Annotated in this window: 25 protein-coding genes; 7 read left to right on the top strand and 18 right to left on the bottom strand. The window is 39.7% G+C overall.

What is annotated here, in order from left to right:
- Positions 1-207: 207 nt before the first annotated feature.
- The 4 genes from BXY41_RS16760 to BXY41_RS16775 form a co-directional block, all read right to left on the bottom strand.
- Complete coding sequence (locus BXY41_RS16760) at positions 208-1,143, bottom strand: phosphotriesterase family protein (RefSeq protein WP_170072431.1); 936 nt, start codon at positions 1,141-1,143, stop codon at positions 208-210.
- Positions 1,144-1,241: 98 nt separating this feature from the next.
- The gene (locus BXY41_RS16765) at positions 1,242-2,195 is read right to left on the bottom strand and encodes an alpha/beta fold hydrolase (protein WP_104438017.1); all 954 of its coding nucleotides are present in this window, start codon (positions 2,193-2,195) and stop codon (positions 1,242-1,244) included.
- The gene (locus BXY41_RS16770; protein WP_104438018.1) at positions 2,179-3,156 is read right to left on the bottom strand and encodes a helix-turn-helix transcriptional regulator; all 978 of its coding nucleotides are present in this window, start codon (positions 3,154-3,156) and stop codon (positions 2,179-2,181) included. The genes BXY41_RS16765 and BXY41_RS16770 overlap by 17 nt, the downstream gene beginning before the upstream one ends.
- 116 nt (positions 3,157-3,272) lie before the next feature.
- Entirely contained in the window at positions 3,273-4,067 is a 795-nt protein-coding gene (locus BXY41_RS16775) for an amidohydrolase family protein (RefSeq protein ID WP_104438019.1), read from the bottom strand.
- 116 nt (positions 4,068-4,183) lie between these two features.
- On the opposite strand from BXY41_RS16775, the gene BXY41_RS16780 reads away from it, so the two are divergent.
- Both BXY41_RS16780 and BXY41_RS16785 read left to right on the top strand, forming a co-directional pair.
- Positions 4,184-4,522 carry a winged helix-turn-helix transcriptional regulator gene (locus tag BXY41_RS16780; RefSeq protein WP_104438020.1) on the top strand — a complete coding sequence of 113 codons (339 nt, stop codon included), beginning with the start codon at positions 4,184-4,186 and terminating at the stop codon, positions 4,520-4,522.
- Between the two features lie 61 nt (positions 4,523-4,583).
- Positions 4,584-6,323 (top strand): ABC-F family ATP-binding cassette domain-containing protein, encoded by a 1,740-nt coding sequence (locus BXY41_RS16785; RefSeq protein WP_104438021.1) that lies wholly within the window; start codon positions 4,584-4,586, stop codon positions 6,321-6,323.
- 15 nt (positions 6,324-6,338) lie between these two features.
- Here the strand turns inward: BXY41_RS16785 and BXY41_RS16790 are convergent, their stop codons facing one another.
- Positions 6,339-6,662, bottom strand: a complete 324-nt coding sequence (locus tag BXY41_RS16790) for a winged helix-turn-helix transcriptional regulator (protein WP_104438022.1) — start codon at positions 6,660-6,662, stop codon at positions 6,339-6,341.
- A 114-nt stretch (positions 6,663-6,776) separates the two neighbouring features.
- On the opposite strand from BXY41_RS16790, the gene BXY41_RS16795 reads away from it, so the two are divergent.
- The 3 genes from BXY41_RS16795 to BXY41_RS16805 all read left to right on the top strand — a co-directional run bounded on the left by BXY41_RS16795 (position 6,777) and on the right by BXY41_RS16805 (position 9,454).
- The gene (locus BXY41_RS16795; RefSeq protein WP_104438023.1) at positions 6,777-7,421 is read left to right on the top strand and encodes a flavodoxin family protein; all 645 of its coding nucleotides are present in this window, start codon (positions 6,777-6,779) and stop codon (positions 7,419-7,421) included.
- Positions 7,422-7,534: 113 nt separating this feature from the next.
- Positions 7,535-8,815, top strand: coding sequence for an acyl-CoA thioester hydrolase/BAAT C-terminal domain-containing protein (locus tag BXY41_RS16800; RefSeq protein ID WP_104438024.1), 1,281 nt, complete (start codon positions 7,535-7,537; stop codon positions 8,813-8,815).
- Positions 8,816-8,899: 84 nt separating this feature from the next.
- Positions 8,900-9,454, top strand: coding sequence for a MarR family winged helix-turn-helix transcriptional regulator (locus BXY41_RS16805; protein ID WP_104438154.1), 555 nt, complete (start codon positions 8,900-8,902; stop codon positions 9,452-9,454).
- A gap of 368 nt (positions 9,455-9,822) precedes the next feature.
- On the opposite strand, the gene BXY41_RS16810 is transcribed toward BXY41_RS16805, so the two are convergent.
- The 3 genes from BXY41_RS16810 to BXY41_RS16820 form a co-directional block, all read right to left on the bottom strand.
- Positions 9,823-11,673: a glycoside hydrolase family 3 protein gene (locus BXY41_RS16810; RefSeq protein WP_170072433.1), complete on the bottom strand. Its 1,851-nt coding sequence runs from the start codon at positions 11,671-11,673 to the stop codon at positions 9,823-9,825.
- 99 nt (positions 11,674-11,772) lie between these two features.
- Positions 11,773-12,237: a YaiI/YqxD family protein gene (locus tag BXY41_RS16815; RefSeq protein WP_104438026.1), complete on the bottom strand. Its 465-nt coding sequence runs from the start codon at positions 12,235-12,237 to the stop codon at positions 11,773-11,775.
- A gap of 6 nt (positions 12,238-12,243) precedes the next feature.
- Positions 12,244-12,999, bottom strand: coding sequence for a hypothetical protein (locus BXY41_RS16820; RefSeq protein ID WP_104438027.1), 756 nt, complete (start codon positions 12,997-12,999; stop codon positions 12,244-12,246).
- 131 nt (positions 13,000-13,130) lie between these two features.
- Here BXY41_RS16820 and BXY41_RS16825 point away from each other — a divergent pair, with 131 nt between their 5' ends.
- On the top strand, positions 13,131-13,727 hold the full coding sequence (locus tag BXY41_RS16825; RefSeq protein WP_104438028.1) for a TetR/AcrR family transcriptional regulator: 597 nt from the start codon (positions 13,131-13,133) through the stop codon (positions 13,725-13,727).
- 73 nt (positions 13,728-13,800) lie between these two features.
- Here BXY41_RS16825 and BXY41_RS16830 read toward each other — a convergent pair whose 3' ends face one another.
- Both BXY41_RS16830 and BXY41_RS16835 read right to left on the bottom strand, forming a co-directional pair.
- Positions 13,801-14,346, bottom strand: coding sequence for a ferritin-like domain-containing protein (locus tag BXY41_RS16830; protein WP_104438029.1), 546 nt, complete (start codon positions 14,344-14,346; stop codon positions 13,801-13,803).
- Between the two features lie 79 nt (positions 14,347-14,425).
- Positions 14,426-15,022 (bottom strand): acetate uptake transporter, encoded by a 597-nt coding sequence (locus tag BXY41_RS16835; protein WP_104438030.1) that lies wholly within the window; start codon positions 15,020-15,022, stop codon positions 14,426-14,428.
- A gap of 198 nt (positions 15,023-15,220) precedes the next feature.
- On the opposite strand from BXY41_RS16835, the gene BXY41_RS16840 reads away from it, so the two are divergent.
- The gene (locus BXY41_RS16840; RefSeq protein ID WP_104438031.1) at positions 15,221-15,649 is read left to right on the top strand and encodes a YcbK family protein; all 429 of its coding nucleotides are present in this window, start codon (positions 15,221-15,223) and stop codon (positions 15,647-15,649) included.
- 84 nt (positions 15,650-15,733) lie between these two features.
- Here the strand turns inward: BXY41_RS16840 and BXY41_RS16845 are convergent, their stop codons facing one another.
- From BXY41_RS16845 to BXY41_RS16880, 8 genes are all read right to left on the bottom strand, one after another.
- Entirely contained in the window at positions 15,734-16,366 is a 633-nt protein-coding gene (locus BXY41_RS16845) for a PsbP-related protein (RefSeq protein ID WP_104438032.1), read from the bottom strand.
- A gap of 43 nt (positions 16,367-16,409) precedes the next feature.
- Positions 16,410-17,282 (bottom strand): phosphotransferase, encoded by an 873-nt coding sequence (locus BXY41_RS16850; RefSeq protein ID WP_170072435.1) that lies wholly within the window; start codon positions 17,280-17,282, stop codon positions 16,410-16,412.
- Positions 17,283-17,301: 19 nt separating this feature from the next.
- A complete protein-coding gene (locus BXY41_RS16855) occupies positions 17,302-17,871 on the bottom strand; it encodes a hypothetical protein (RefSeq protein WP_104438034.1) in 570 nt (189 codons plus the stop codon).
- Positions 17,872-17,969: 98 nt separating this feature from the next.
- A complete protein-coding gene (locus BXY41_RS16860; RefSeq protein WP_104438035.1) occupies positions 17,970-18,473 on the bottom strand; it encodes a hypothetical protein in 504 nt (167 codons plus the stop codon).
- Positions 18,474-18,619: 146 nt separating this feature from the next.
- Positions 18,620-19,924 carry an alkaline phosphatase family protein gene (locus BXY41_RS16865; RefSeq protein ID WP_341457857.1) on the bottom strand — a complete coding sequence of 435 codons (1,305 nt, stop codon included), beginning with the start codon at positions 19,922-19,924 and terminating at the stop codon, positions 18,620-18,622.
- 16 nt (positions 19,925-19,940) lie between these two features.
- Entirely contained in the window at positions 19,941-21,170 is a 1,230-nt protein-coding gene (locus BXY41_RS16870; protein ID WP_104438036.1) for an MFS transporter, read from the bottom strand.
- A 15-nt stretch (positions 21,171-21,185) separates the two neighbouring features.
- Entirely contained in the window at positions 21,186-21,383 is a 198-nt protein-coding gene (locus BXY41_RS16875) for a YwbE family protein (RefSeq protein WP_104438037.1), read from the bottom strand.
- Between the two features lie 29 nt (positions 21,384-21,412).
- Positions 21,413-22,840, bottom strand: a complete 1,428-nt coding sequence (locus tag BXY41_RS16880; RefSeq protein WP_104438038.1) for a serine hydrolase domain-containing protein — start codon at positions 22,838-22,840, stop codon at positions 21,413-21,415.
- Between the last annotated feature and the right edge of the window lie 12 nt (positions 22,841-22,852).

Genomic DNA, 22,852 nt, shown 5'->3' on the forward strand with positions numbered 1-22,852 from the left:
AGAAATAAAAAAATCAACCGTTTGGCTGATTGTAACGGTTGATTTTTATTGCTGTACCAATTTTATATAACTCATACCATGATGAAAGCCTGGCAGATTCCCGAAATGAAACAGAATGAAATGATAGCAGCTAAGGCAAATAGAACAAACTTACCTGCAATTATAATTATCTTATACATCGAAACATCCTCACTTATCATTTCTTATCTAATCCACATCATAAAAATTTGCTGGATTTTCTGTCATCATGCGGATTATTTCCTGCCTGCTTATTCCGTTGGCAGAACAATAAGGAATAAATTCGTCAAAGATAGTTGTACAGGGATGATTATCCATCGATTCTTTCCCCTCTGAATAGAAGTCATAATCCTGGGAAAGCAGTACCTTATGGCTGTAATTAAGTGAAATAATATAGTTCAGCAGTTCAAAATCCCAGGCACTTTTCCCCTTCCTTATGGTATCAATACCAATCCACATCCCCTTTTTTGCTGCCAATTCCACCGTATCCCTGTTTGCTTCGTGATCTGCGTGGGCCCAAAGAAATTTGTTATAGTCAGCATTCACCCCATCCAGTACCTGTATCACTTCATGAACCATTTCTGCCTCTATGATATGACAATGCACAGGGATACCTGTCTCTTTACTGGCTCTCACTGCCGCAACCAGCATAGACTTATCTACACCTGACAGTCTGCCCTTGTCAAGCAGCAGTTTGATATGCCCCGGACGAATAATAATGCCATCCATTGTATCCAGACCTTCTTTAAAATCCTTTATCCAGCGGTTTGCCAGCTGTTCTTCAAAATGATCGGGAAATACGTCGTAAAGCTGTTTTGTCATGTTCCAGCCAGTGCAGGCAATGATATGCAGATCCGTCTGTTCTGATAAAGCTTTTAGCATTTTGACGTTTTGCCCACCCAATGGAGGCGAGGCTTCTACTATACTCTTTACTCCTCTTTCCTTTATATCAAGCATGACCGGTATAATATAGTTCATGTCTGATTCCATGTTTTCCAACTGATACTGTTTGTCAAAATACATGCTGTTCGCTAAAAATTCATCTGTCTCCCACTTAAAATGCTCATGACCTAACGTAATTCCAAGTTCTTCTTTATGAATAGGTCCTCTTACCGTGTATATCATATGGATTCCTCCCGCTTGCCTGTATCGGCATTTTTTAATAGCATCAGCATAACAAATAAACTCTGACATAAGAATGTCAGAGTTTAGAGTGTAATTTATTAATTCGCTGAAATAAATTCTTTTGCCAGTTCCGCTATTTTATCCGCATTCGTCCAGTGCAGATAATGCCCTCCCGCAAGCGTTTCAACTTTTTGTATGGAAGGGTTGGTTATTAACTGTTGATGAAGGGGTAACCAGTAATTATCGGTATCCACTGACTCCTTAGCTAAAATTGCTAGAACAGGGAGATTATCGGGATATTTCACATCATATAATTCTTCTGTATTTTTATTTACCATGTTAAATTCATTGATTACTGATTTATTCAGACTGTTCCATGCTGTAGCCATTTTTTTTAACTTAATCTGCTCTTGCGTATAATTATTATTTTCGCTCTTACTATCCCAGGCATCCGGCAAAAGATATGAGACGTCTCTTATGATTCCAAATGTGTTAAGCAAAGTTAAGCTGTGAGACATGTCGGGATCTTTACTAAATTTTGTCTGATTGGGCACTGATTCATCAATACCGATGATTGCTTCCACTTCATCCGGGTATTTCATTGCAAAATACAGGGAATATACTCCGGATATTGAGTGAGGCATTAAAATATACGGTCCCTTTATTTCTAACTGGTTCAGTGCGGTTCGTATTTCATTTACTATATATTCATTGGAGCGCTCTGCATTTGTTGTATCGCTGAAACCATAACCAAAGTATTCAAGAATCACAACTTTATAATCTGCACTTAATCGATCTGCCAGGGGCATAAAATCTGTAATTGGTGATGCCGTTCCCAAGCCGCTCAATAAAACGATTGTCTTGTCTCCCTGTCCGGTCACATATGCCTGCATATGCTTTCCATTGATATCAATGGTTTTTCCAATCTTATATTTGTCTTTTTCCATTGACGTAAGAATTTTGTGAGCCAATGCTGAGATTATTAAAAGAACAACGATTATCACAAAAAACCAAAGTATTATTTTCCCAATGATTCTAATTGATTTCTTCATCTGCTAAGCTCCCTGGTGTTATATTTTGATATTTCCCGGATAGTGTAACACTTAACTGTTTTATTTCTTCCAAAAATTCTTCCGGTTTTAAAGCGGTCACCTTCTCCGGATGGCATAATACCAGTTTACATATTTCATCCTTATAAGGAGTCCTCACAGTAAGATGTATTTTATTGTCTATGGATCGGGTCATGGCATTCTGGAGATATACGTCATCCCTGATAATCCTGTATAGAGCCGGATCTAACATCAGTTCATAAGTATTCCACCGAAACTTATCATGCTCTGGTTCAGGTAATTCCCTGTTAATAAAACAATTTTTTTCATCCACACATGTAATTGACTCAATTCGGTCAAGGCGGAACGTTCGCTTTTCTTTCCTCAAATGACAGTAGCCATTGATATACCAGCCTCCATCTCCAAACTGCAGCTCTATGGGCGAAAATCGTCTGGTTTCTGTGGTATTCCGCTCTGGGTGGTAATAACTAAGCTGCAGATCGCAGGATTTCCAAAATGCCTCTAATATTGGCTTTAAAACATCTTCCGCATAACCCATGGGTATTATCCGCAATATGTCAAAATTTATGTGTGAAATGACCTGGGAAGCCTTTTGTCTCTCTTCATCCGGTAAAACATTCAGCAGTTTGCCGCTTAGAAGATTATAATCGGCCGCCATATTTGGAATGCGAAATTCTTCCCCTGCTTTTAACACCATCAAAAGCATTAATATTTCCTGCTCACTCAGTTTAATGCTTGGCATAAAATAGGAGGAATCTATTTCGTACCCCCCACCCAGTCCCTCATAGGAAATGATGGGTACACGAAGCTGACTGAGCGCATCAATATCTCTGTAAATTGTCCGCTCACTCACATCAAAATAATCAGCCAGCTCTTTGGCGGTCATTTTTTTCCGCATTCGTAACAAATGAATGATTCCATTCTGTCTTTCTGTTTTTTTCATTCAATATTTTCTCAATTCATATAAATTTAATTGAATCAGTGGAATGACACATACGTTTCACTTCAAACAGTATATTACAGATACGGAAAATGTCAAAGTATATTTCACTTCATATGTTATTCTGTAATTTGCAAAAGTCTGGCTATATTCCCGCCTAAAACAGCATCAGAGATCTCAGACGAATTTGCCAAACGCAGAATTGTGTCTATTGATATCTGTAAATCTCCGAACGGACGATCCACACCGAAAAGGCATTTGTCTGGCACTTCGTTTATTACAGCACCTAAAACAAATGTAGAATAGTAAGCAGACGTATCCAGATACAAATTAGGTATTTCTTTAACCAGATTTATGGTTTCAAGCCAGTTGCACCCGCCCAGATGTCCCAGAATGACCGGAGTCTCTGGATATTCAAGTGCAAGGGCTGCAATTTCATTAATATCCTGAATTGTCAATGGAAAAAATGCATGAATCCAAACTGGGAGATGATTAAATTCCACGGAAGCGCGGAAAATATTCTTCATTAAATGAATCTGCCCGTTTCCTGGAGTAAATTCTCCCATTCCGGTCAAACTGTTCTTATAGATTACATCGTTCACATATTGCAATGTTTCCTGCAAATCCAACCCAATGGGAACAGCACCAAAACCGACGTATCTGTCAGGATACCGGGCAATTGCTGTCGCAAGTTCTGTTGCGGCCTTTTTTCTTGCTTCTACCATAGAGCCTTTTTTACCAGCAAGTAAATCATTTAAAAATTTTATTGATGTACTTATCTCTTCAAAATTCACAGATGTTTCCGGATGGAAAGTAGTAGAGAACAAGACTGTTTTATCAACTCCCGCCTTATTCATGGTACTGATATGCTCCTCAATTGGTAAAGTTACATGGGAATGTCCGTCAATAATCATATTTTCAGCCTCTTTTCTTATACTTGATGTTATCATCAGCTCCCATTATAATGAATTTATGCAAGAAGAAAAGTATGCACTTTTTTGTAGCATACTTACGAAAAGGAGAGTAATCAATGACTGAAAAGATGTGTTTCGTAAGCAATAAAGAGCCATTTGAATACACACTTTCCATTGTAAGCGGAAAATGGAAATTAAAAATCATATATCTTCTGGCCTGTACGACACCGGTCAGATACGGGGAGTTAAAAAGAAATATATCCGGTATTACCCACAAAATGCTAAGTACACAGCTAAAGGAACTGGAGAAAGAGAATGTGATAGAACGAAAAGAATATCCCCAGGTTCCTCCCAAGGTTGAATACTATCTGACGAAAAAAGGGGAAAGCCTTATTCCCATCGTACGCTCTATGTGCGTGTGGGGAAAAGAAAATATGACCAGACAAACGAATTAATTGAAATAATTAATAAAAGATGGTATGCTACCAAAGGTAAATTCACACATGGAGGACTTACATGATAAAATTTGATAACCTGTCTTACTCATTTCCGCAAAAGGATTTATATCATAATATTTCGTTCACTTTAGAAGACGGCCAGCACTGCGCCTTTATTGGAACCAGCGGAAGCGGAAAAAGTACACTGATTCATATCCTTATGGATCCTGATAAATATATGTTTGATGGAAAACTGGAGATATCCCCCAATTGCAGAATTGGATATGTAAGCCAGTTCTATGAACGAGACGATGCAGAGGATATAACGGTCGCACAATATATTGGTGCGGAATTTACAAAACTGCAAAACGAAATAACATCCATCTGTACTGAGATGGAAACTTCATCAGACATTGATAATCTCCTGGAAAAATACCAGCAGGCTCTGGATGCCTTCCAGGCAATTGACGGAGATAATTTTGAAACCAACATGAATAAGCAGTTAGGTCTGGCAGACCTTGGAAAGCTGGAAAATCTTCCTGTCTCCCAGCTCAGTGGCGGCGAGTTCAAGCTGGTCCAGGTAATAAAGGAAATGCTGACCCAGCCTAATTTAATTATTATGGATGAACCTGATGTTTTTCTGGATTTTGAGAATTTAAATTCTCTTAAAAACCTGATCAATTCACATAAGGGCACGATGCTGGTTATTACACATAACCGGTATTTATTAAATCATTGTTTTAACAAAATTATTCACCTGGAAAATAAACTGCTTCAGGAGTTTGACGGACGGTATATTGATTATAACTTCACTTTGCTGCAAAAGAAAATTGAATTGCAGGAACTGGCTGTGGCTGACACAGAAGAAATCCAGAGGAATCAGCTTATCATTAACAATTTAAGATCACTGGCTACCACACACACAGAAGCAGCCAGAGGAAAATCCTTAAAAGCGAGAAAGAAAATCCAGGAACGGTTAATCGCCCGAAGAATTCAGGCACCATTTGTGGAAATCAAACAGCCGGATATTCACTTTACCATTGCCAATAATCTGGAAGATGCAGTCGTATTAACTGTTAAAGACTACAGTGCGGCATTTGATGAAATACTTTTAAACGATGTTAACTTTGAAATCAAATCCACAGATAAAGTTGCCCTGATCGGCCCCAACGGAACCGGAAAAACTACATTACTCCGTGATATCTATAAAAACAGCAAAGATTCCATAGAGATCAATGAAACCATTCAGACAGCCTTTTTATCCCAGCTCCAGGGTGAAATGCTAGATGAGACTGAAACAGTATTGGATTATTTCTTCCGCCTTGGGTTTCAAACATACGATGAAATCAGCTCCTATCTTTCCAACTATACCTTTGATGAATCGGTCCTTCATCAAAAAATCGGTGCCCTGTCCGGCGGCGAAAAAAATATACTTCAATTAGCCAAAATTTCTGCTGGTAAAGCAGATCTGCTGCTTCTTGATGAACCTACCAGCCATCTGGACACCTACTCACAGATCGCATTGGAACAAGCCATTGCAAACTACAAGGGTTCAGTTTTAATGATCTCCCACGATTTTTATACCATCGTAAATTGTGCGGACTACGTCTTAATCATTGATGATAAGACAATCCGGAAAATGAGCATGCGTAAATTCAGACAAATGATTTATGCCAGACATTTTGATAAAGACTATTTAGAATTAGAGCAAAAGAAAAAGGCAGTGGAGACAAAAATCGAACTGGCCTTAAAAAACACCGATTTTGAACTGGCAAAGGGGTTATCTGAAGAATTAGAAGCTATTATTGAGCTCCTGTAAATTACTGCCACGCTTTTATTTCATATGCTCCTGCCCCCATTGATACATCAGCTCCAATATTGGGATCAGGGTGCGTCCTTCTTCAGTCAGAGAATATTCCACACGGGGCGGTACCTCATTGTATTGCTCCCTGTGGATTAAACTGCTGGCTTCCAGTTCTTTTAGCTGCGCGCTTAATGTTTTATGTGCAATCGGATTCAGTTCTCCCCACAATTTATTATATCGAATGATTCCCGCCTCATAAATCTTCCACAAAATGATCCATTTCCACTTTCCCTCTACAGCCGACATGGTGTAATACATGGGACAGCTGCTGTAATTTCTTTTAAAATCCGACATTCATTTCCTCCCTGCTAACAAAAAAGTTAGTATCTAACAACAATGTGCATACTTCTCTTACTGAGTATAAGGATATATAATTTATCTGTAAAAATCAAGTAGGAGGATATCAATATGAAAGTGATTGCAATCAATGGAAGTCCCCGGAAGAATCACAACACGGCTGTTCTGCTTAAGAAAGCACTGGATGGCGCGCAGGCAAATGGAGCTGAAACAGAACTGATCAATTTATATGATTTAAATTATAAGGGTTGTACCAGCTGTTTCGCCTGTAAGAGAAAGGATGGACCGAGTTATGGATCTTGTGCCTGGAAGGATGATTTAAGTCCCATTCTTTTGAGAATCAAAGAGGCTGACGCCATTATCCTGGGATCACCCATCTATCTTTATGATGTAACCGGACAAATGCATGCCTTTTTGGAACGCCTTATTTTCCCTTATGTCACTTATACAGAGGGTTACAAAAGCCTCTTTGAACGAAAAATCAAGACCGGGGTTATTTATACCATGAATGTAACTGCCGAACAGATGGAGGAACGGGGCTTTCGTTCAACATTAGACGGTATCGAAAGCTTCCTTAAAAGGGCCTTTGGGTATAGTGAATCACTTTTCTCCTATGATACTTATCAGTTCGACAATTATGAGAAATACGTTGTGACCGTTTTTGATGAGCATCATAAAGCTATGGTCAGGGAAAACCAGTTTCCAAAAGACTGTCTCATGGCTTATGATATGGGAAAGCGTTTTACTATGCAGTAAAGTTTCATTAACTCCATAAATATTTAGACAATATATTGACTTTATTTCATTGCAGGAGTATCCTTATGATAAATAGACAGTATATTGTCTTTTTATCATAAGGAGGATTTATCATGAAAGTAGAAGTAGAGAATCAGGAAGCATTGGCAGATGAAAAAATCAGGATCAGAATTTTCGATTTACTCCCATACAGTCAGTTAAGGGTAAGTTTAAAAATGGAACTCCCCTGGTGCAGTGGGGAAGAATTCTCTTCGTATGCTGTTTTTATTGCTGGCGAATCTGGAGAAATTGACCTGGATACTGCAATTCCCATAGAAGGAACCTACAAGACGGCTGACAGTATGGGACTTATCTATTCATTAGAACAAAATAAATCCGAAGGAAAGAATATTGGCGAACATATCTCGGTAGAAAATCCCATTCTTATGAACCTGCTATTTGAAACTTCTGCTGAAACGAAAAAGGTACAGTTAAAAAGGCATTTTAAAACAGATGATATACTGATGAAACCGATTCACGGCGATTTTACGGGTCAGCTCTTTTATAAAAAGGACTCAGGAAATAAAACTATTTTAATGCTTGGCGGATCTGACGGCCATATGGAAAGCCTGTTTCTTATGGCGGCGCCCCTTGCCTCAAGGGGATTTAATGTACTGACTGTATCCTATTTTAATTCTGAGGGACTGCCGGAAAAACTGGAGGAAGTTCCGCTGGAATATTTCGAGAAGATTTTTAACTGGTTAGAGACCAGTAAAATTACTGATACAAAAGATATTTATATTCATGGTACTTCCAAGGGGGGAGAACTGGCTCTTCTATTGGCTTCCAGATATAAACAGATAAAAAAAGTCGTTGCAGTGGAGCCACATACCTATTGTTTTCAGGCTCTTGACGGATTGACCAATGGAAAAAATGTATCTTCCTGGTCCTATCAGGGAAAATCAATTCCATTTATTCAGGTGGATAACGATATTTTTTTTGAAGACCGGAAAAAAGACTTGGTAAAAGGAATTCCGTTCGGTTTTACCAGCACTTACAGAAAAAGTATTGAAAAAGCAAAGAACCGCGGGGAAGCGCGTATAAAAGTGGAAAATTCACAGGCAGATATTCTTTTGATTTGCGGAGAAAAAGATAATATCTGGAACAGCCATGAAGCATGCAGGGAAATTATCAATCATTTAGAAAACTGTGATTACTCTCATTATTACGAAATAATGCCTTTTGAAAACATGGGGCATCCCCTGCCCATCCCTTATATCATTCCATTAAACTTCACTTTAAATATACCAATGGATGGCGGTGTTTTTACTTCTGGAGGCACTCTTGAAGGAAATGCCCAAGGCCAATATGAGTCCTTTCAAAGAACAATTGAGTTCTTACAACAGAATTCTTGACCGCTGTCTCCCATGGCTATATAATAATAGACAACATATTGATTATATACCATAAAAAATGTTAGTGAGGTTATGATAACTGCCATGGATTACGATAAAGAATTCAATCTATTATATCTGATGGAGCAGGTTTACTCCTGTTTGATTTCTGTTTCAAACAAGCTGCAGGCAACCGGAGATAAATATTGCGAGCCATTAACATCCAGACAATATATGACTGCCCTTGCTATCCTTCATTTGCCGGAGGATGAAACAACAATCAATAATATTGCCGGTAAATTAGGGGCGACCAAACAAAATATGACCCAGCTGGTAAACAGCCTTTGTAAAAAGGGCTTTGCCCAGATTATCCCCAGTCCCAAAGACAAAAGAGCCGTAAACGTACATTTAACGGAGTCGGGTCTCAAGACTTTAACAGACTGTGGCGTCAGTGTATCCATTGATTTTATGGCAGACACGTTTAAAGCTTTTGATGAAGAAGAACTTAAGACCCTATGGAAGCTGCTGAAAAAATTATACCGTTTTGACGGCGTGGAACTTGATGGGCTGGAAGAGAATGTAAATGTACCAAATGCGTTTAGCGATGAGGAAATAAAATCCGCAATAGACAGATTCTCCAATAGAAGAAATACGTTTTAATATACAGCGTTTTCGTCCAACACCATTTTGTCCCTGTTTCATATACTATATTGAGGCTTGTTTATTTATGATCAAGCATTGTTTGCCAATGTAACGCCAGGAGGATAACAAATGCAGAATGCGTATCATAACTCCAATGCGTTTTCAGGCAGGCCCATTCGTATTTTTAAATAAATGCTCACTTCATCGCGTTGAATCCGCCTACCTACTTTAACCCCAGAAGCATCTACCCCCGCATCACCCACGGGCCATGCAAATTGGAGAACCGGGTTTTCGTATGCTTCACTGTGAAAGCTGTTTCAGAATAAGAAAAGCTCTCCTGATTGGTGATCTGTTTCAGATCCGTATCAGGAAGAGCTTTTTCCCTGCTAATATGTTAATCCATAACCCACTGGATACAGAACCTGATCAGTTCTGATATCCTCAACTTTTGAGTAGTAAGGCATTGGCAGAGTCCCTTTAAAGGTTTTCTTTCCTGTCAGCACATTAGCAATACCATCTCCTTCACTTCCCGGAAGATAACACATAACGATACCGTCCCATTGTTCCATATAGTCGCTGATAATAACATTTCTGCCAGACACAATTAACGCTACTGTGGGATTGCCCAGACTTTTCGCCTGGTCAATTGCTTTTTTATTACCGGTAAGGGCGAGGCTGCCGGTTATATTGATATCTGCACTGTCACCCTTCCATTCTGTATAGGTCTTTTCTCCCAGACACAATAAGGTCAGATCGGCTTCAGCCGCTTTTGCCGGATCGGTGATAATCGTCAGATTATATTCATCTGCAAGTTGTTTCAGCCCATCCATTATGGTTTTTCCTTCCGGGATCCATTTGCGTCCATGATTGTCTGCATCTGTACTTCCCAGCCAGGTAAATGTCCAGCCACCGCACTGAGCCCCTACATCATTTGCGGCAGGCCCCGTAACATATATTTTTGTTCCCTTCTTAATTGGCAGTAAGTTATTGTCATTTTTTAATAATACAAGACTCTCTTCTACCAATGTTCTGGCTAAATCTCTGTATTCTTGTGATCCCAAACTGCTCTCTTTCGTGGTTACCTTCTCCATCATGGGATCATCTATAATTCCCATTTCCTTTTTAACCGTAAGAATCCGGCTGACTGCATCATCTACACGGTCCATTGAAATTTTGCCTTCATTGACTGCATCAACAATATATTTTCGGCAATTTTCAAAATTGGAGTCTTCCATCAGCATATCGATTCCTGCATTGACTGCTGTAATTGTCTGATCTTTTAAGTTATCACCTGGTATGTTATGTATGGAATTCCAATCGCTTACTATGAAACCCTGAAAGCCCATATCTTTTTTTAGTATGGATATGTATTTTTCATTGGCATGCATTTTTATACCATTCACGCTGCTGTGACTGATCATAATCGTCTTAACACCAGCATCGATTTGTGCCTGATAAACTTTTAACAAATCTTGAATCTCCGCCTCTGTAAGTTTTGCATCACCACGGTCAATCAACCGCTTTTCTCCCTCTGAATTTTCGCCTGTTCCGTATAAAACATTACCATCTGCAAAAAAGTGCTTTGCACAAGGGAGAAGCCCTCCATCAATCAGTCCCCTGGTATAGGCTGCTCCCAGCTCTGCAACCATACCGTTTTCAGAGGAAAAACTCTCATAGGTACGCCCCCATCTGGGATCCTGTGCTGCAGATAAACACGGAGAAAAGCTCCAGAGCATCCCTGTAAATTTTGCTTCATCTGCCACTGCCAATCCCATCTGATAAGTTAACTCTTTATCATTGGCGGCTCCAATTCCGATATTATGAGGAAATATGACGGCACCTCTACAGCCAGCAAGGCCATGAACCTGATCATTTCCATAGATATAGGGCACGCCTGCTTCGGAACTTATGGCTTCCTTCTGGTATTTCAGGATCATATTCTTCCACTGTGATGCACTTAAGAAATTCTCACCAAATGTGGATAGAATGCTTCCGTAGCATTTCTCCTTCATCAGATTATCCGGCATATTATATACCGCTCCCTGTACCATCTGAGCCGCCTTTTGATCAAGTGTCAATCTGGCCAGAATGTTCTCCACCGATGTAATGTCAGTCTTGTGTTCCGTTTCAGCAGTAGTACTTACTTCCGTTCGGCATACGTTACTCGTCTGAGTACCCACGCATCCTGATAATACCATCATGAAAACCAGACATGCCCCTGTCACGCCACTTCTCATCACGAAATCCCCCTTATAATAAATTTGCATACCACTATCAACAAGTTTACTCTTGTTAATCGCGATATGCAATATTTATCTATCCCCGGAGCATAGAACTTACTTTTTTAAATCAGACCTTTCACTGGCATAAGTAATCAGCTTACGAAACGATTCTTCAAAATGTCTGTCATCTTCTTTTGTTCTTTTTGAAGGTCCGCTAAGATGATTTTTAGCCTTTGCTCTCCTTGCTTCTTTTGCAATATGCCGTTCCATCAGAAGCTGATCAATATTATCATTGGTATACCACTTTCCGGACTGATGAATTCCATATGCACCTTTTGAAAGTGCCATAGCCGCTACTCCATAATCCTGTGTCACCACAATATCACCGGCTTTACAAAGATTTATTAACGCAAAATCCACAGCATCTGCTCCTGCGCCAATGATTTTAATCTCACTGTAATCAGACTGTAATACATGATTGGTATCACAGAGGAGGCAAACAGCTGTTTTATTTTCTTTGGCTGTTTTTTCCACAATCCGAACCACCGGGCAGGCATCTGCATCTACATAAATTGTCATTGGTTTCTACCTCATTTTTTGATAGGTATTTAGTAACTCATCGTTAATTATATATGCCTTACCATCTGCAGTCAATTTGGAATCTTCATCTAATACCCGCGCGCGATAGGTCCAGCCATCAGGAAGATCCAGTTTATCACCTAAGGTTTCCAGATCCTCAATTGTTAAGTTGGGATCTGCCTGTTGGGAATAGGACTGCATTCGATACACATCACCAGCTGGGGAGATTAATTCATATACCATATTTCCTTTCAGGTAATAGTAAGTTGTTTCTCTGTTTACTACATGTTCGGTATACTTTTTACTTCCCAGGTTGCCATGAAATATTGTTGTATGAAGCTTTGCCCTCTGAGTCATTTCTATACCGCCAAAATTTGCGATTTTCCCATCTCTTGACATGGAACCCGCTTCTATTTTATTTACCACCCAATGCCTTGGTCCATTTGCCAGTACTGCCATTGCACCATACTCTTTTGCCAGGGTATCTGTATCAATCTTCTCCCATAAATCTTCCGGAAGTTCATTGGAATTGACGGTATTGTACACTTCCATATAAAGCTTAACCCCTTTTCGGTAAACAGGTATCATTTCTCCGTAGCGAAGATCTCTCCAATCATCACCATGATCAATGAACTGTGTTTTTTCCACAGAAGGGATTCTGTCTTCAAATTCCTTCATATCGCCGCAGAACATATAAATCAATACAGCGGCAATTATAAGTAATACCAATGTTACTATTTTCCATGTCTTTGATTGTATCATTTTTTCTTCTCCTTTTAGTATACATTATTTTTATAAAATTATTTTAATATACATTTGTATCGTAATTTATTATATGATATAATCGGATAGAAGTAAATCATGTTCAAAGATAAGAGACAGGAGGCCTTATTTTGTATCATATAAAAGAAGACAAACGTTCCAAACAATCATCAAACCTGATTTTCAATGCATTTCAATCTCTGCTTTATGAAAAAAACTACTCCGATATTAAAATAACAGAGGTTATAGAGCGGGCTCAAGTCAGCCGGGCGACCTTTTACAGAAATTATGATACACTGGAAGATATTTTAAGATACGAATGTGATCAGAAGTTTATTGCATTAAAAGAATATATTGCCGGATATTATCGTAATCAGAGTGTGGAAAGAAATACCCATCCACTGGATCTGCTAAAACCTTTTTTAAGATTCTGGTATTTAGAATCAGGTATTATTGAATTATTAATCAGAATCAACAACAAAGAAATATTATATCGTAATATATCAGACCTGGTTAAGAAATTAATAGACAGAGTGAAATCCAGTCCTGACAAGGACTCCTTTTATGAATACAGTTTAACCATACGTTCCAATATCATTATGGGAATCCTGGAAGTCTGGATATTAAACAATAAAAATATAGCACCCGATACATTAAGCATCCAGGTAATGAAGCATATTTCAGAATCTTTGAAATACAAAGTTGATATCAGCAATGGTGATTCTTAGCACTGATCAGACATAAAAAATAAGGCGGCTGTTTTTCTTACAAATATAAGAAAAATCAACCGCCTGTTTTTGATTAACCTCTGCAACCATTTTTGGTATAGAGATAACTATATAAAATCCCATGTCTGAGTTCATCTGTTATGATTTCAATCATCATATTAATATGCTCACGGAATTCCATGGCATAGAGAATGTTACGATATTTTACCACAGCATTCTGCTCTCCCAAAAGGGCGCGTGATAACCCTGCACAATAACTTTCCGGTATAACGAACTGCTCTCCCTGAACCTGTTGAGGCATTACTCCGGTAATCTCGCTATATAACTGTCTAAATAAAGCATAATGACCGATTTCATTATCACGAATTCCAGATATAATTTGTTTGTCTTCATCCGATGGGGCATTTTCTATTAACCATGAATAAAATAGTCTGTCTTCGGTTTCACCTGCAAGTGCCTGCTGAATCAAATCCAGTGCGTTGGGCAGATTTTGCGGAAATGTAAAAATATCAGCTGTCTGCTGTCCCCCCTGCATGTTTGATGCATTCATGCCAGACATATATGGACTTGTATAACCATAATTATAGGGAACGTAACCACTGTAATCATAATTACCCATTAATACTCTCCTGAGAATATACTCTGAATATTATATGAGTCATTATGAAGCTGGTGTTTGTACTCCGCCTGAATTTTAATTATAAAGGTAATACCGTCTTTTTAAATTCCTGATTCAGAACCTGTCCCACTGAATTATAGATAGCAGATACACCACAGAAAATTCCCACATATCCGGCAATTGTATGTATGGATTCCGCTCCAGTAAAGTTAGCCAGTGATAACAGGAGGAATAAAACGGTCAGAGAGCCAAAAACAACCTGGCTGGCGCGATTATGTTTTAAAGTTCCGATAAACATAAAAAGTGTGAACACACACCATAAGCCTAAATAAAATCCCATGCTTTTGGGATCAGCAGCTTCGATTCCTTTAAACGGGTTAATCCAGATTAAAATCAAAGACCACCAAAAGAAACCATAGGCTGTAAATGCTGTTGCACCAAACGTGTTGTTTTTTCTGAATTCCATGATACCAGCTATGATCTGAGCGGCACCACCTAATCCAAATCCCATTGCTACAATCACAATGGATAACGGAATCAATCCTGCATTATGGATATTTAGCAGGCAGGTAGTCATTCCAAATCCTAAAAGTCCAAGAGGAGCAGGATTGGCAATGGAAGGAGTGGATGGGGCTGTTGGTGTTGATTGAATTACTGAAGCTGTTTTGGTTGACATTAGTTGAAAATCCTTTCGTTATTGTATATGCGAAAACGCACCTGGCATATAATATCATCTATTTTGGAAAAACACAACAAAAATCTTATCTTCCGTTTACAAAATAGAGGATTGTCACTTTTTTATATTCAGAGGCACACATAAGATAACCGCGGTATCTTATCAACGCCTCAAAAATATAAGAAAGAGGGATGAAATATGGCAGTGAAAACCTATTCGTTATCCAAAGACGGCGAGACTCGTCTGAGCACCAATTTTAAGGTTAAAGAATTTGCATGTAAGGATGGAAGTGATAAGATTCTGATTGACGGAGATTTGGTTGCCTATTTACAGAAGATCAGAGACTGGGCCGGAACAGCTGTAACAATTAACAGCGGCTACCGGACAAAAAGTTACAACGAATCCATTGGCGGCGCAACCAATTCTTATCATGTGAAAGGACAGGCTGCTGATATTGTAGTCAGCGGTAAAACCACTTTAAATGTAGCCAGAAAAGCAGAAGATCTTGGTATGAAGGGAATCATGCAGTATATTACAAGCGGTTTTGTGCATGTAGATACAAGAACATCGAAATATTATGCTAAAGTAGAAAACGGGAAAACCACTTCTGTATCCACCTTTGATTGAGATATGATACAAACCTGATTAAAGCGCCCTGTTTCATGTTACTGAACCAGGGCGCTATATAGCATAAAGTACTGTCAGATTAAATCAGCCGGTAAATTCAATGGATGATATGATTGAATTCAATATGCTTTCATAATCATTGCTTAAATCGGATTTACAGGTACAGTTGAATTGAAAAGAAACAGGTCCAACTATGGTTTCATACTGTGTCATAGTATACTCCACATCATTGGCCTTATATAGAAATACAAGCTTTATCGCTTCATTGCCATCAATGGTGGTTTTTGTTAAATCTGTGATAACCACGTCTAAATAGCTTTCTGACAAAAGTGCTTTGTAATCTTCCTCTGTCCGGTTGAAATCAGTGAGCCAGGCTTCCCCTCTGGAATACCAAAAAACAGGATCACTCCCTGATTTTGAATCAAAAAAGTTTACATAAGATATATCTTCCCCAGGGTTTTCCTCAGATGTCCAGTCTGCCGGATAATTGAATTTAATTACTTTATTGGAATAACTGTTTATCTGGGGTAATGACTGCGCGATTGCAGATGACGATGTCTCTGTTTGTATCGATGTCTCATTTGCTGGAGATGACGATTCTGCTTTCAGATAATCTGGCTGCGTTCTAGTCTGGCAGGCGGATAACAATAACATTGCTCCTGCTGCCAGTGCAAATAAACACGAAGTTTTCTTATGCTTCTCTTTTAGAATATTCATTTTTATAAATCTCTTTAACACAATTCACCATTTTCTTTCTATTTTATTCCTGACTATACACATGCTCCATAAACTTAAAAATCCGTAACGTTTCTGCAGCCGCTTCCTGATTTGCCTTCTGCAGCCAAAACGCGGTAAATAAAAGTTCAATACACTGCATCATAGGGGGCAGTGCTTTCTTCTCATCATTTTCTAAAACAATTATAGATTCATAACCACTTAGAAACTGACTGATAAACCGGATCCACTTCTTTTTAATTGCCATAAGATCTTTGTAACCCGTTAATTGCCCTATCAGGAAATAAGCGATGTCAAATAAGCGGGCATCCTGTTTACCTAAGTCAAAATCCAGTACACCGGTTAATGTTGTACCTTCAAACAGTAGATTACCATAATGCAGATCCCTGTGAATCTGCTGCCTGGGTAACTGCGGGTAAATTCTGCACAATGCGTCCATTGGTCCGGACCATTCTTCCTTTGTCAACAGGCTGCTGCCGGACAGTTCCCTGCTGATCCAGCCCGTAAGTTCCTGATGAAACGAATTCATTCCGGTCTTATTATCTGTTACTGTCATAAAGGCACAATGAATTTTTCCGATGACAATGCCGGTTTCATAAGCAATGGATTCATAGTCCTGCTCAAACACCTCTTTTATATGACTGCCTGCAAGTTTTTCCAGAAGCAGATAACACCCATCTTCTGTCAATATATAATCCCTGCCATCTGCAGCTTTCATAATATGAGGCACTGGAACCCCATGGGAGCGAAGTGCAGCAGTCAGCCTGATATTATTAAGTGCAGCATTTTCTGTACCCACCGATTTTAAAATATACTTCCCCGCTACTTCCCAGGTTGTGGGCGTAGCGGCAACTGGCTCCTCATTCAGCCCCCAAAATTCCATTATACCTGCTGTCATAGATACACCTCTGTATTTTTTAACCTGTAACATCAATGGAAGACGAAGTTCCTCCATTTGCTCTCGCCGCGCTGTTCCATGCCTGATTGTAGATTCCCCACAGCTGGGATTCTCTGGCATCTTCCGCTTTCGTTCCATAGGAAATCCATCTGCCATTGGAAAATGAAGCTACCATCTCTCCATTGCTGTCGTAAAATTCAGCATAAGAAACATCATTTGCTTCCTTGCTATACTTCACGGAACCAAACATATAATCCAACAGATTAAAGGTTTTCGGTTCCTGTCTGGTATTTTTATAAATCGCTCTCAGGCCTTGTGAAATAATATTTTTCCTGTCAGGGGAGACCGCAGAAACATAACTTTTTACCAGATTTCTGAATCCAGCTGAATCAGATTGGAATTTGCCGGCCGCCTGATCTTTTTTTGCCTGCTCGATGATAGCTGTCTTATACTTTTCATCGCTCATCGCCGGTGCTGTCTTTGTGTTAAAATGAAAATCGGTATAATCCGGGGAAGGTACACTCCCCCGTTTTTCTGTACCGGAAGGCTGGCGGCTTTGCACCAGGGATTTATCATTTCCTACGCGCATCTTTTTTCTGCTCCTTATCTTTTTCAGGAAGGATTTCCATATGGGCTGGTCATATGAAAATCCTTCCCGTAATTTATACTTCCATATCTGGTTAGAATTTAAAAGGAGTCATCCCAATAAATCGTAATATAAGGATTGGAATATGATTTAGATCCAATGTCCAATATCATACCATGGGAAATCGCGCCGCTGATACAGGTAGCGTTAAAGGAAATTGTATACGTTCCATTGGCTTTGGAAGCCAAAAAACCGCTTGTTCTCAAAGTTGTATTTTCCTTACCGTTCCAAGTTACTTTCTCTGCTGAACTTCTGTTACTGCTGGTCACTGTCAGGTAATTGGTAAGTACAGCTCCTGAATATTTCAGCGAACCCGGATTTACCTCAAGCTTTGTAATAACAGCATTGGCCGGAAGACCGGAAACACGGAATGTAACTTCACTGGAATTGCCTGTTTGGCCTTTATTTAAGGCAAGACTCATGGTACCCGAAGAAGTCACTTTCTTGGTCCCTGTTGCAGCATATGCTGAGGTAGTTGCTGTAAATGCCATTGTTATAACTAATAAAGCACTAAAAAGTAATTTTAAAAACTTATTTCTACTCATAAAAATGCCCCCTGTTCTAATTTAGTAAGAGAATCCCAGCAACCAGCCTGCTGCATCCCTTATTATACTTATCGGTTTCTTTGAGACATTTCTAAGATTTTATTCATGATTTGATATTCCATTTCAGCATAACTGTCAAAATAGCCTTATTCTCTTATATTGAGAAATGCATCTTCCAGTACTTTGCCATCACAAGGCCCGAAATCAACGCCAAGAATGGAAGCTATGGTTGGAGCAATATCTACCATATGGATTTCCCCTAACTGGTATCCTTTTCGAATCCCGTTTCCTGATACAACAAAACAGCAGTTATATTCTGGTTTCTCCGGAGAATATCCATGGGTCGCATAGGTTTTATTCTCTTTTTTTAAATCCGTTACAAGGGGACCCACAATTCTGTCATCAAAGCTATATCCCAGTTTTGCTTCCAGCATACAGCCAGAAACCGGGAAGGCATGGAACCGTTCCAGTTCTTCCCCGGTATAGATTTTCTCTATCCCTAAGGTTTCCTCTCCTGCCGCTTTTTGAAGAATCCCCAGCGCGCGCTGCTTCGCCTCGTCATCATTTTCCTTTACGTGCAAATAAGCTGACCCGCCTGTGGACTGTAGATATGCCCTCCAATGCATGCTCCCATTTTCTTCATAAATAAGACCGTCTTCCTTGAGTAATTGATTGAGCCTCACCTTATATCTGACATTTTTCTGACCATGATCACCCAGTACCATGAAGACTGTTTCTTCTGAAATACCTGCCGCAGCAACCGCATCCATCATCTTTCCAATTCGCCCATCCATGCGGAGGAGAACCTGATCAATCTCAGTACTGTCTGTTCCATAATGATGTTTTGCATCGTCCAGATCAATGAAATGGATCATTAAAAGCTCCGGTTTCTTAGATAATATCGTATCTGTGCCGCACATAACCGTAAAATCATCCAGGTAGGGCTGCTCAATTCCTTTTCTTATTTTTCCGTATTTTCTCTCAAGCCCCGCACAATAAAACGGATTTCCGTTTTTTAGTATTTTAAGAGCCTGATTTTCACGACCGATTGCTTTTATCTCAGGCATATTATAACGAATGGAGGCCTTCCCTGTGACAGGCCATAAAATTGCGGCGGATTTCATCCTGTGCTTTTTCAATGCTTCATATACGGTGGGGACTCTGATATCTTTTCTGAACCAGAACCATGCCTGATCTTCTTCTCCAACAAAAGGCTGGAGCGGGTTATTATGAATAATTCCGTGTTTATCCGGATAAACACCGGTCATCATAGTGGTATGGACAACATAGGTAAGAGTCGGATACACACTTTTTAATTTCGTACTGAAGACCCCATTTTTTATTAAACGGGAAAGATTGGGAAGCGTGCTTGCTTTCTCCCAATTATCTTCAGAAAATGCATCATAAGAGATTACGATCAGATGCTTTGCTTTTCCACTGCTCATTTTCATCACCCCATCCTTCCTCTTATTTTTCTTCCACAGGAAGCCTGATAAATATAATAAATCCCACTAAAAAGAGGGGTATAATTCCAATAATGCTCCATCTTGCATTGCCTGTAACTGCTGTTGTCAGAGACATCAGCGTAGGTCCCATTATTGCTGAAAATTTACCGAAAATATTATAAAACCCAAAGAATTCGTTGGATTTCTCCTTTGGAATGATTTTAGCAAAATAGGACCGGCTCAGTGCCTGAATCCCGCCTTGTGCAGAACCAATCATGGCACCAAGAATGAAAATGTGCCATACGGAGGATATAAAAAATGCTGCAATGCAGGAAATAATATATGTGAATATTCCTATGATAATCATGGTTCTGGCAGAGAAACGTTTTGCCATATTTCCATAAAAAATCGCGCATGGGAAGGCAATGATCTGAATAATCAGCAGAATCGCCAGCAGGGAGAAGGTATCCAGTGTATCGTTTCCCATCACTGCGGTAGCATAAGGAATTACCATCTTAATAATGGTATCCACACCGTCAATATAAAAGAAATAGGCACCAAGAAAGATAAAGACAGTCTGATACTGTTTTATTTGTTTAAATGTTTCTGCCAGCCTTTTAAAACTATTCTTTATGGTATCCTTCCCGGGTTCCACATAATGAATCTGTTTTACGTCTCTTATCATGGGAACGGTAAAAAGTCCCCACCATAAAGCTGTAATAATAAATCCAATCTGATATCCGATGGATTTTTCCATTCCCAGAAGAAAGATCAGTATCAGACTAAGGCCAAAAGGGATGACACTGGATATGTAGCCGAATGCAAAACCAAGGGAGGATATCTTATCCATTCTTTCATCACTGCTAACATCCACAATAAATGCATCGTAAAAAATATTAGATCCTGCAAAGCCAATTGCTGACAGAATAAAAAACAGAATTAAAAGCTGCCATTGTCCGCTGGAAGGAGGGATAAACGCCAGCGATGCGGTTGACAAAACTCCCAGACAGGTGAAGAATATAAAAAAACGCTTCTTTTTGTCCTTATAATCGGCTGCAGCGCCCAAGATGGGACTTAAAGCCGCTACCAGGATACTGGCAATGGAGTTGAAATATCCCAGATCCATGCTGCGTTTCACATTATCAAACATTCCGAACATAATCGGAAGCAGCGCGGTTGTGACAGCCATGGAATAAGCCGAATTACCGCAGTCAACCAGTATCCATGATTTCTCTTCCCTGCTTAAATTCATAATTGAATCCTCCTGTTACTGGTCCACGCCTCCCTGCACTCTCCCTACAATTCCACCTTCCAGCATTACTTTAATGCCTCTTGGATGATTGGGAGAATTGGTTAGTATTCTCTGGACTACACCCTCTGTCAGCTTGCCGGTTCTCTGATCCTGTTTTTGCACCACCAAAACGCGGTCACCAATTTTTATGTTTTTTCTTACTGTTCCGTCCATTTTTGTCTCCTCATACCACCAAATCTATTTTATATTCTAACGTAATTAAGAGTCATTTCCTGCTGTGCAGTCACTTGTAAAACCAGCTGTTTCCTTTCCTCACTGAACGTAAACTTAAATTTTGTGTTCAGTGGTGTCTCATAATGCCAGACGCAGGCAGCAAACTCCTCATGATTCCACTCTCCATAGCAGGCCGCTCTGTAAAAAGCTCCGGCTTCCCAGAATGGCTTTGTGTTCTCGACCCATTCTTTCTCTGCAAAACGAACCACAGATAAGGGTTGTGAGTTTTCCCCGTTATACAGTGCAAGCAGGCATTCCCCATTTTCAAAATCAAAGCTGATTCTTTTTATTTTGAACTCTTTCTCCTCTGCGCTGTCAGAAGAAAGCTGGTAGGATGCCCGAAATGCGGGATAGGATTCTGCATTTTCGTTCACCTTCAGATGTGTCTGGCATGATCCAAACTCAACCAGTTTACTGTAATCATCACTTTGAGCCAGTGCCCCTTCCCCTCCCAGTGCCGGAAGAAGGTCACTCCAGATCAGTTTCATAAATTTACCCATGTCTAAATTACTTGTTACTGCAATAACACAGTTATATTCAGGCATAACGATACAATATTGTCCATACATACCATCTGCGCGGTACACTCCTTCGGGCACACATCTCCAGAACTGGTATCCATAACCCTGAGCCCAGTCATTATCGGCTTCGTCTCCGTTGCTGATCTGTTTGGAGGTTGCTTCCTCGATCCATGCTGCAGGTACCAGCTGCCGCCCATTGTTTTTTCCTTTTTGCAGAAGCATCTGACCAAAAACGGCGATATCCTCTGTTTTAATATTCAGGCCAAAGCCTCCAAAGCTGATACCCAGATTATCTTCTTCCCAGACGGGATCAATTCCCAATGGCTCAAACAGCCTGGGCATAAGATAGTCCACAAGCTTCTGTCCTGTTAATCTTGTAATAATCGCAGAACACATATAGGTAGCCATGGTATTATAATAGAACGCGCTTCCCGGCTCATTTTTCACATGGGAGCTTAAGAATCCCAGAATGTTATTATATTTTTCATCATCCCAGTTCCAGTTCTGATATGTCATTCCGGTTCCCATTGTCAAAAGATTTTTCACGGTCATTTTCTTAATTTTCCCGTCAACCTTTTCTCCCAGTTCTTCCATTTCAGCTGTAAAAATATCAGCAATCAGCGTATCTGTTGTCAGCAGTCCTTCCTCGATTGCCAGCCCGATTGCAATGGATGTAAAGCTTTTGCTTAACGAAAATAACTGGTGTCTGTACTGGGGTCCATAGGGCTTCCACCAGCAATCAGCAATATTTTTACCGTTCTTAAGCAGCATAAATGAATGAAGTTCTAATCCCTGCTGGTTTACTTTGTTTAAAAATTCCAGAATCGCCTGGGAATGAACTCCCTGTGATTCTGGTGTGGCTTTTTCAAGTCTCATACACTACCTCCC

The organism is Lacrimispora xylanisolvens (genome assembly GCF_002934545.1).
Classification (GTDB): domain Bacteria; phylum Bacillota; class Clostridia; order Lachnospirales; family Lachnospiraceae; genus Lacrimispora; species Lacrimispora xylanisolvens.

Bases quoted from the DNA above. Each gene is read 5' to 3' on its own strand.
- BXY41_RS16790 (WP_104438022.1), bottom strand. From the start codon at position 6,662: ATGTCGGATTTTAAAAGAAATTACAGCAGCTGTCCCATGTATTACACC.
- BXY41_RS16810 (WP_170072433.1), bottom strand. From the start codon at position 11,673: ATGAGAAGTGGCGTGACAGGGGCATGTCTGGTTTTCATGATGGTATTA.
- BXY41_RS16835 (WP_104438030.1), bottom strand. From the start codon at position 15,022: ATGTCAACCAAAACAGCTTCAGTAATTCAATCAACACCAACAGCCCCA.
- BXY41_RS16870 (WP_104438036.1), bottom strand. From the start codon at position 21,170: ATGAATTTAAGCAGGGAAGAGAAATCATGGATACTGGTTGACTGCGGT.
- BXY41_RS16800 (WP_104438024.1), top strand. From the start codon at position 7,535: ATGAAAGTAGAAGTAGAGAATCAGGAAGCATTGGCAGATGAAAAAATC.
- BXY41_RS16820 (WP_104438027.1), bottom strand. From the start codon at position 12,999: ATGATACAATCAAAGACATGGAAAATAGTAACATTGGTATTACTTATA.
- BXY41_RS16855 (WP_104438034.1), bottom strand. From the start codon at position 17,871: ATGCGCGTAGGAAATGATAAATCCCTGGTGCAAAGCCGCCAGCCTTCC.
- BXY41_RS16760 (WP_170072431.1), bottom strand. From the start codon at position 1,143: ATGATATACACGGTAAGAGGACCTATTCATAAAGAAGAACTTGGAATT.
- BXY41_RS16765 (WP_104438017.1), bottom strand. From the start codon at position 2,195: ATGAAGAAATCAATTAGAATCATTGGGAAAATAATACTTTGGTTTTTT.
- BXY41_RS16860 (WP_104438035.1), bottom strand. From the start codon at position 18,473: ATGAGTAGAAATAAGTTTTTAAAATTACTTTTTAGTGCTTTATTAGTT.
- BXY41_RS16850 (WP_170072435.1), bottom strand. From the start codon at position 17,282: ATGACAGCAGGTATAATGGAATTTTGGGGGCTGAATGAGGAGCCAGTT.
- BXY41_RS16830 (WP_104438029.1), bottom strand. From the start codon at position 14,346: ATGGGTAATTATGATTACAGTGGTTACGTTCCCTATAATTATGGTTAT.
- BXY41_RS16845 (WP_104438032.1), bottom strand. From the start codon at position 16,366: ATGAATATTCTAAAAGAGAAGCATAAGAAAACTTCGTGTTTATTTGCA.
- BXY41_RS16815 (WP_104438026.1), bottom strand. From the start codon at position 12,237: ATGACAATTTATGTAGATGCAGATGCCTGCCCGGTGGTTCGGATTGTG.
- BXY41_RS16775 (WP_104438019.1), bottom strand. From the start codon at position 4,067: ATGATTATTGACGGACATTCCCATGTAACTTTACCAATTGAGGAGCAT.
- BXY41_RS16785 (WP_104438021.1), top strand. From the start codon at position 4,584: ATGATAAAATTTGATAACCTGTCTTACTCATTTCCGCAAAAGGATTTA.
- BXY41_RS16840 (WP_104438031.1), top strand. From the start codon at position 15,221: ATGGCAGTGAAAACCTATTCGTTATCCAAAGACGGCGAGACTCGTCTG.
- BXY41_RS16875 (WP_104438037.1), bottom strand. From the start codon at position 21,383: ATGGACGGAACAGTAAGAAAAAACATAAAAATTGGTGACCGCGTTTTG.
- BXY41_RS16795 (WP_104438023.1), top strand. From the start codon at position 6,777: ATGAAAGTGATTGCAATCAATGGAAGTCCCCGGAAGAATCACAACACG.
- BXY41_RS16805 (WP_104438154.1), top strand. From the start codon at position 8,900: ATGGATTACGATAAAGAATTCAATCTATTATATCTGATGGAGCAGGTT.
- BXY41_RS16770 (WP_104438018.1), bottom strand. From the start codon at position 3,156: ATGAAAAAAACAGAAAGACAGAATGGAATCATTCATTTGTTACGAATG.
- BXY41_RS16780 (WP_104438020.1), top strand. From the start codon at position 4,184: ATGACTGAAAAGATGTGTTTCGTAAGCAATAAAGAGCCATTTGAATAC.
- BXY41_RS16865 (WP_341457857.1), bottom strand. From the start codon at position 19,924: ATGAAAATGAGCAGTGGAAAAGCAAAGCATCTGATCGTAATCTCTTAT.
- BXY41_RS16880 (WP_104438038.1), bottom strand. From the start codon at position 22,840: ATGAGACTTGAAAAAGCCACACCAGAATCACAGGGAGTTCATTCCCAG.